Annotated in this window: 8 protein-coding genes; 6 read left to right on the forward strand and 2 right to left on the reverse strand. The window is 69.4% G+C overall.

The features are described from left to right. The first annotated feature begins 5 nt into the window (after positions 1-5). The 6 genes from ACFC3F_RS13460 (at position 6) to mutM (ending at position 5,102) form a co-directional block, all read left to right on the forward strand. Positions 6-2,168: an ATP-dependent DNA helicase RecG gene (locus ACFC3F_RS13460; protein ID WP_376130631.1), complete on the forward strand. Its 2,163-nt coding sequence runs from the start codon at positions 6-8 to the stop codon at positions 2,166-2,168. A 35-nt stretch (positions 2,169-2,203) separates the two neighbouring features. Further along, positions 2,204-2,701 carry a pantetheine-phosphate adenylyltransferase gene (gene coaD, locus ACFC3F_RS13465; RefSeq protein ID WP_376130634.1) on the forward strand — a complete coding sequence of 166 codons (498 nt, stop codon included), beginning with the start codon at positions 2,204-2,206 and terminating at the stop codon, positions 2,699-2,701. Positions 2,702-2,796: 95 nt separating this feature from the next. Further along, complete coding sequence (locus tag ACFC3F_RS13470; protein ID WP_376130651.1) at positions 2,797-3,297, forward strand: DUF177 domain-containing protein; 501 nt, start codon at positions 2,797-2,799, stop codon at positions 3,295-3,297. A gap of 2 nt (positions 3,298-3,299) precedes the next feature. Continuing rightward, positions 3,300-3,509 (forward strand): 50S ribosomal protein L32, encoded by a 210-nt coding sequence (gene rpmF / locus ACFC3F_RS13475; RefSeq protein ID WP_019179169.1) that lies wholly within the window; start codon positions 3,300-3,302, stop codon positions 3,507-3,509. A 14-nt stretch (positions 3,510-3,523) separates the two neighbouring features. Then, the gene (rnc, locus tag ACFC3F_RS13480; protein ID WP_376130639.1) at positions 3,524-4,216 is read left to right on the forward strand and encodes a ribonuclease III; all 693 of its coding nucleotides are present in this window, start codon (positions 3,524-3,526) and stop codon (positions 4,214-4,216) included. Then, positions 4,209-5,102: a bifunctional DNA-formamidopyrimidine glycosylase/DNA-(apurinic or apyrimidinic site) lyase gene (gene mutM / locus ACFC3F_RS13485; protein WP_376130642.1), complete on the forward strand. Its 894-nt coding sequence runs from the start codon at positions 4,209-4,211 to the stop codon at positions 5,100-5,102. The genes rnc and mutM overlap by 8 nt, the downstream gene beginning before the upstream one ends. Before the next feature lie 4 nt (positions 5,103-5,106). Here mutM and ACFC3F_RS13490 read toward each other — a convergent pair whose 3' ends face one another. Both ACFC3F_RS13490 and ACFC3F_RS13495 read right to left on the reverse strand, forming a co-directional pair. Further along, on the reverse strand, positions 5,107-5,628 hold the full coding sequence (locus tag ACFC3F_RS13490) for a GNAT family N-acetyltransferase (protein WP_376130645.1): 522 nt from the start codon (positions 5,626-5,628) through the stop codon (positions 5,107-5,109). A gap of 18 nt (positions 5,629-5,646) precedes the next feature. Continuing rightward, positions 5,647-6,735, reverse strand: coding sequence for a GNAT family N-acetyltransferase (locus ACFC3F_RS13495; protein WP_376130648.1), 1,089 nt, complete (start codon positions 6,733-6,735; stop codon positions 5,647-5,649). Positions 6,736-6,784: the final 49 nt, after the last annotated feature.

Genomic DNA, 6,784 nt, shown 5'->3' on the forward strand with positions numbered 1-6,784 from the left:
GGTGCATGCCCGCCCTGACGCTCGAGTCCCGCCTCGACGGCGTCGTGGGCGGCAAGACGGCGACAGCGCTCGCGAAGGCGTTCGAGATGCGAACGGTGGGCGACCTGCTGTCGCACTACCCCCGCCGGTACGCGCGTCGTGGCGAGCTCACGCCGATCGCCTCGCTGCCGCTGGGCGAACCCGTCACGATCGTCGCCGAGGTCGTGCGGGTCAACGAGCGCCGCATGCAGAACCGCAAGGGCACGCTGCTCGAGGTGCTGATCAGCGACGGTCAGGGGCAGCTGAGCCTGACGTTCTTCAATCAGGCGTGGCGCGCGAAAGACCTGAAGCCCGGCCGCCGCGGGATCTTCGCCGGAAAGGTGGGGGAGTACCGCCGCGTGACGCAGCTGACGCACCCCGACTACGAGCTCTTCGACGACGAAGAGGCCGCCCGCCAGAACGCGCAGGCCTACGCGACGATCCCCATCCCCATCTACCCCGCGACGAGCACGCTCGCGAGCTGGCAGTTCACCAAGATCGTCGAGCTCGTGCTCGACGGCCTCGGCGACGTGCCCGACCCTCTGCCCGACGAGCTGCGCATCCGCCACGGCCTGGTCACGGCGCGTGAGGCGATCGAGTGGATCCATCGCCCCGCCGACGAGACGCAGTATGCGGCAGCGCGGCAGACGCTGCGCATGCACGAGGCCTTCGTGCTCCAGGCGGCCCTGCTGCAGCAGCGCAACTTCGTACGCGCCCTGTCGGCGACGCGGCGTGAGGCCGGTGGGCTGCTCGAGCGTTTCGACGCTGCGCTGCCGTTCGCGCGCACCCCCGACCAGATCACGGTCGGCGACCAGATCGAGGGCGACCTGCGCGGCGACTGGCCCATGAACCGGCTCGTGCAGGGCGAGGTCGGGTCGGGCAAGACGCTCGTGGCGCTGCGGGCGATGCTGCAGGTCGCCGAGAGCGGCGGGCAGTCGGCGCTCATCGCACCGACCGAGGTTCTCGCGGCGCAGCATGTGCGCTCGATCGCACGGATGCTGGGTCCCGAGCTCGCCCCCGAGCTCATGCCGACGCTCCTGACGGGCCAGCTGCCGGCCGCCGAGCGGCGCAAGGCGGCGCTGCGCACGGCGTCGGGACAGGCCCGCATCGTCGTGGGCACGCACGCGCTCCTGAGCGAGTCGACGACATTCGCCGACCTCGGTCTCGTCGTCGTCGACGAGCAGCATCGCTTCGGTGTCGAGCAGCGCGAGGCGCTCCGCGCGAAGGGATCGTCGCCGCACGCGCTCGTGCTGACGGCGACGCCGATCCCGCGCACGGTCGCGATGACCGTGTTCGGCGATCTCGACGTCTCGACGATCCGCACGATGCCCGCCGGCCGTGCGGGCATCGAATCGTTCGTGGCGCCGCTCGCCGATCGCCCTGCGTGGTTCGGTCGCGTGTGGGACCGCATCGCCGAAGAGGTCGCGCTCGGTCGCCAGGCGTTCGTCGTCTGCGCGGCGATCGACGCCGAAGCGCTCACGAAGGAAGAGAAGGCAGACGTGGTCGTCGAGCCGGTCGAGGGTGATTCGCCGCGCACGCGCTGGGGGGTGGTGCAGGTCGGCGACCTGCTGTCGCGGCATCCGGCCTTCACGGACATCCGCGTCGAGATCCTGCACGGCAAGATGCCGTCCGAGACGAAGGATGCCGTCATGCAGGCGTTCGCGCGCGGAGAGGTCGACGTGCTCGTCGCAACGACCGTCGTCGAGGTCGGTGTCGACGTGCCGAACGCCTCGACGATGGCGATCCTCGAGGCCGACCGGTTCGGGGTCTCGCAGCTGCACCAGCTGCGCGGCCGGGTCGGGCGCGGCGGTGTTCCCGGGCTCTGCCTGCTCGTCACCGAGGCGGCAGCGGGCAGCCCCGCACGTCGCCGCGTCGAAGCCGTCGCGGCGACACTCGACGGCTTCGAACTCGCCGAGGTCGACCTCGAGCTGCGCGGGGAGGGCGACGTGCTCGGCGACGCGCAGTCCGGAGCCCGTTCGTCGCTGCGGCTGCTGCGCGTCGTGAAAGACGCAGACCTGATCGCCGAGGCCCGCATCGCCGCCGAACGGGTCTTCGCAGAAGATCCGGCACTGCTGCGGCATCCAGGCCTCGAGGCGGCCATCGAACGGCGGGTGGGGCGCGAAGAGCGCGCGGCCCTCGCGCGCACATGAGCCGAGCCGGTCGCCCACGACGATACGCTGGAGGGGTGAATCCCAGGATCGCCGTCGTCCCCGGCTCGTTCGACCCCCCGACTCTCGGGCATCTCGACGTCATCCGCCGGGCTGCATCCCTGTATGACCAGCTGCACGTGCTCGTCGTGCACAACCCCGACAAAGAGGCGATGCTGCCCATCGCACAGCGCCTCGCCCTGCTCGAACAGTCGATCAGCGAAGCGGGCATCGCCTCCGAGGTCGTCGTCGCGTCGTGGAGCATGGGTCTTCTCGTCGACTACGCGACCGATGTCGATGCTGGCGTGCTCGTCAAGGGCATCCGCTCGCAGGTCGATGTCGCCTATGAGACGCCCATGGCGATCGTGAACCGGCATCTCGCCCATGTCGAGACGGTGTTCCTGCTGCCCGATCCATCGCACGCCCTCGTCTCGAGCTCGCTCGTGCGCCAGGTCGCCGCGCTCGGCGGCGACGTCTCGCCGTATGTGCCCGGTCCCGTCGCGCGGTTCCTCGACACCGGCGCGCGCGGCCTCTGAGCCGCGCATCGCGGGTAGGATCGACGACCGTGAGTAGGCACAGACCCGGCGCATTCGCCATCCCGGTACGAGACATCGTCCGCCGAGCCGGCGAGATGCGCGAGCACGTGCTCGATCTCACCGCTCCCGAGAAGTGGGGCGAGGGGCTCGTCGCGGTCGAAGCGGGCGAACCCCTCACGATCGACGTCCGACTGGAATCGGTGCACGAGGGCATCCTCGTCTCGGCGACGATCGACACGGAGTACCGCGGCGTGTGCGGACGGTGCCTCACCGACATCGTCGAGCCTGTCGAAGTCGAGTTTCAGGATCTTTTCGCGTACCCTGGGGAGGAAACATCTGACTTCGAGGTTCAAGACGACCACGTGGATCTTGAAACTCCGGTCAGGGATGCGATCGTCCTGTCGCTTCCGTTTCAGCCGGTGTGTCAGCCGGATTGCCCCGGCCTCGATCCGGCCACGGGCGAGCGGATGGCCGAAAACACCGACGCAGAGCAGCGCGAATCCCTCGATCCACGCTGGGCCGCGCTCCAGGACTTCACCACAGACCCCGACACCGACGCCCCGCGTGCCGGTGCCGAGAACACAGAAGAGAGCTAGTCATGGCAGGTAACCCCCCGAAGCGGAAGGTCTCCCGCTCCAACACCCGTTCGCGTCGCGCGCAGTGGAAGGCCGAGGCCCCCACGCTGGTCAAGACGATCGAGAACGGCAAGGTCGTCTACAGCCGGCCGCACCAGGCGAAGGTCGTCACCGACTCGCAGGGCACCGAGCTGTTCCTGGAATACAAGGGCCGCAAGGTCGCCGACGTCTGATCGCGGCTGACGCCGTGACCACCGTCACGCCGGGTTCTGCCCGTCTCACCGACAAGCTCGGGGTCGACATCGACCCCGAGCTTCTGTCGCTCGCGCTCACGCATCGCTCCTGGGCGTACGAGCACGGTCAGGGTCCGCACAACGAACGGCTCGAATTCCTCGGTGATTCGGTGCTCGGCCAAGCCGTCACGGTACGCCTGTTCACGCGGCATCCCGAACTCGAAGAGGGTGCGCTGGCCAAGCGACGCGCCGCCGTCGTCTCGACGGTCGCCCTCGCCGAGATCGCGCGGACGATCGGTCTCGGCGAGCACATCAAGCTCGGCCGGGGCGAGACGCTCACGGGCGGGCGCGACAAGGACTCGATCCTCGCCGACACGACCGAGGCGATCATCGGGGCGGCCTACCTCTCGGCGGGACCGGATGCCGCGACCGAACTCGTGCTGCGGCTCGTCGGCCCGCTGCTCGACGACCCGGAACGGTACGGGGCCGCGATGGACCCCAAGACGGCGTTGCAGGAGCTCGCTGCGCGCCTGGACTCGGCGCCGCCGACCTACGAGGTCGGTTCGACCGGTCCCGACCACGACCGCCGGTTCACGGCCACCGTGCACGTCGCGGGCGTCTCCCGCGTCGGCGGCGGATCGAGCAAGAAGCAGGCCGAGATGGCGGCGGCGCTGACGGCATGGCGCGAGCTCAGCGGACGTGCCTGAGCTGCCAGAGGTCGAGGTCGTCCGCGCCGGTCTCGAGCCCGCTGTCTCCGGCGCGACCATCGCCGCCGTGACGGTGCTCGACGAACGAGCACTCACGCGGCACCCGGGCGACGGCGCGCACTTCGAGAGCGCGCTGACAGGGCTTACGATCCGCGGCGCCGCTCGCCGAGGCAAGTTCCTGTGGCTCCCGCTCGAGGCGTCGTCCGAGGCCCTCGTCGGACATCTGGGAATGAGCGGCCAGCTGCTGCTTCGTGCCGCCGGCGCACCGGTGGAGCGTCATGAGCGCGTGCGGTTCGACATCACGCACCCCGCCCATGGCGATCTCGCGGTGGTGTTCGCCGATCAGCGCACGTTCGGCTCGCTCGCGCTCGACGACCTCGTCGCGACGCCCGATGGCGCATCCGGCGGATTCGGCACGCCCGACCCGCTCGTGCCGACGCAGGTCGCGCACATCGCGCGCGATCCGCTCGATCCCGCGTTCGACGACGTCGGGTTCGCGCGGATCCTCGCGCGCAAGAACTCAGCCATCAAGCGCGTGCTGCTGGATCAGACCGTCGTGAGCGGCATCGGGAACATCTATGCCGACGAAGCCCTGTGGGACGCCCGCATCCACCCCGAATCGCCGGCCTCCGCGCTCTCGTCGCGGGCGGTCGGCAATCTGCTCACCGCGGTTCGCCGGGTTCTCGACAAGGCGCTCGCAGAAGGCGGCACGAGCTTCGACGCCCAGTACGTCAACGTCAACGGTGAGGCCGGGTACTTCGCGCACTCGCTGCACGCATACGGTCGCACGGGCGCACCATGCCATCGCTGCGGTCGTCCCATCGTGCGCGTGTCGTTCATGAACCGCTCGTCGCACTTCTGCCCGCGCTGCCAGCGGCGACGGTGACCCGTCAGCCCGCGGAAGGGCGGTCGATGGCGAACGCGAGGTGCGGCATCGCGACGCCGCGATAGTGCTTCACGAAGCGACCACGCACGGTCATCCCGAGGCGGATCGCGACGTTCATCGATGCGATGTTCGTGTCGCGCACCTGAGCGAAGAGCCGCTCCACTCCGAGCGTCTCGAACGCGTAGTCGCGGCACGCCGCGGCAGCCTCCGTCGCGTAGCCGTGGTGCCAATGCGCCCGGTTGAACAGGTAGCCGACCTCGATGACGTCCTGATCGAGGATGCGCTGCCGGGTGAGCCCGCACTGACCGATCGTCTCGCCCGAGGCGCGCGCGTCCACGCCCCACAGACCGAAGCCGTCGATGCGATAGCGCTCGAGGTTGCGATCGAGCCACGTCCGGACTTCACCATCGTCGAAGGGACCCTCGTACGCCGTCATCGTCGGCGCATCCTGAAGGATCGCGCGGAGCGCCGGCAGATCGGCGGCCGACATCTCGCGCAACGACAGCCGCGGCGTCTGAATCAGCATTCGGCCAGTGTGCCAGCGTCAGGACGGGAGCACCTTCTTCCACGCGCCGCCGTACGCGATCGGCGCGAAGCCGATCGCCTCGTTGATGTCGAGCATCGGTCGGTTCTCTTCGGCGTTGTAGGTCACGATGCGCGGCGAAAGCGGTGCGAGCTCGCGCCACCGTATGAGGCCCGCGCACTTGATGAGCATCCCGAGGCGGTGACCGCGATGTTCCTTCAGCACGAGGGTGTCCTCCTGGTGAGAGGCCTCGGTGCGGTCGACACCGACGACGAGCTCGTTGAAGGCGCACAGCTCGCCCGTTTCGATGTGCTGCGCCGCCGTCACGAGCATGAGTCGTCCCGTGTCGGCGTATGCACTGTCGTGTCGCGTCAGGCGCGCGGCATCCCAGGTCTCCTCATCGATCTCCATGCCGGCCGACGGAGCGTCGGTCGACATCCGGGACTTCATCCACGCGTATCCGTCGCGGTACTCGGCGGGCGTGGGGGGTGACCACTGCACGACGCGGTAGCCGGCAGCTGCGCCGGTCGCCTCGTCGAGCAGGCGCTCGACGCCGTCGAACGAACCTTTGAGGTCGAACGCACTGCTGCGTTCGACCTGCTCGAGCGTGTACCCGTGCCGCTGATAGAAGCGCGCCGCGTGGTCGTGTGGAATCGACCCGAATCCGGTCGGGGCATCCAGGTGCGGACCGTCGGCCGAGGGATGCGTCGCCCACGACTGCAGCACGGTGCGGCCGTGCTCCCGCGCGACGCGCTCGACCAGGTCGTACGCGGCCGCGCCGATCCCGCGGCTCCAGGTCTCGCGCAGCAGCTCGACGAGCCAGTAAGCGGTGCGCGATCCCGCTTCCTGGGGAATGTCGAGACCGACCCGGCCGACGAAGACGCCGTCCAGGACGACGGCCCACAGCAGGCGGATCTCGTCGGGTTCGGTCTGGTAGTGGGGGAGCAGCTCGGCGGCGGTGATCGTTTCGTCGCCGTGGCCTGAGATCTCTTCGTACACGCGGTTGCGCACGCGAACGTGCTCGACGAAGTCGGCGGCGTCCGGGTCGTCGACGTGTGCGGGAACGGTGATGGGGCGGAGCTCGAAGCTCGTGAGGGTCGTGCCGGTCATGACGATTCCTTGGTGAGTGGGGGGCCGTTCGGTGGTGCGACGTCAGGGA

The sequence above is a fragment of the Microbacterium sp. NPDC055910 genome, assembly GCF_042271185.1.
GTDB lineage: Bacteria > Actinomycetota > Actinomycetes > Actinomycetales > Microbacteriaceae > Microbacterium.

What these genes read in the sequence shown, in the direction of transcription:
- ACFC3F_RS13495 (WP_376130648.1), bottom strand. Translation starts at nt 6,735, where the DNA reads ATGACCGGCACGACCCTCACGAGCTTCGAGCTCCGCCCCATCACCGTT.
- ACFC3F_RS13460 (WP_376130631.1), top strand. Translation starts at nt 6, where the DNA reads ATGCCCGCCCTGACGCTCGAGTCCCGCCTCGACGGCGTCGTGGGCGGC.
- ACFC3F_RS13490 (WP_376130645.1), bottom strand. Translation starts at nt 5,628, where the DNA reads ATGCTGATTCAGACGCCGCGGCTGTCGTTGCGCGAGATGTCGGCCGCC.
- ACFC3F_RS13470 (WP_376130651.1), top strand. Translation starts at nt 2,797, where the DNA reads ATGCGCGAGCACGTGCTCGATCTCACCGCTCCCGAGAAGTGGGGCGAG.
- rpmF (WP_019179169.1), top strand. Translation starts at nt 3,300, where the DNA reads ATGGCAGGTAACCCCCCGAAGCGGAAGGTCTCCCGCTCCAACACCCGT.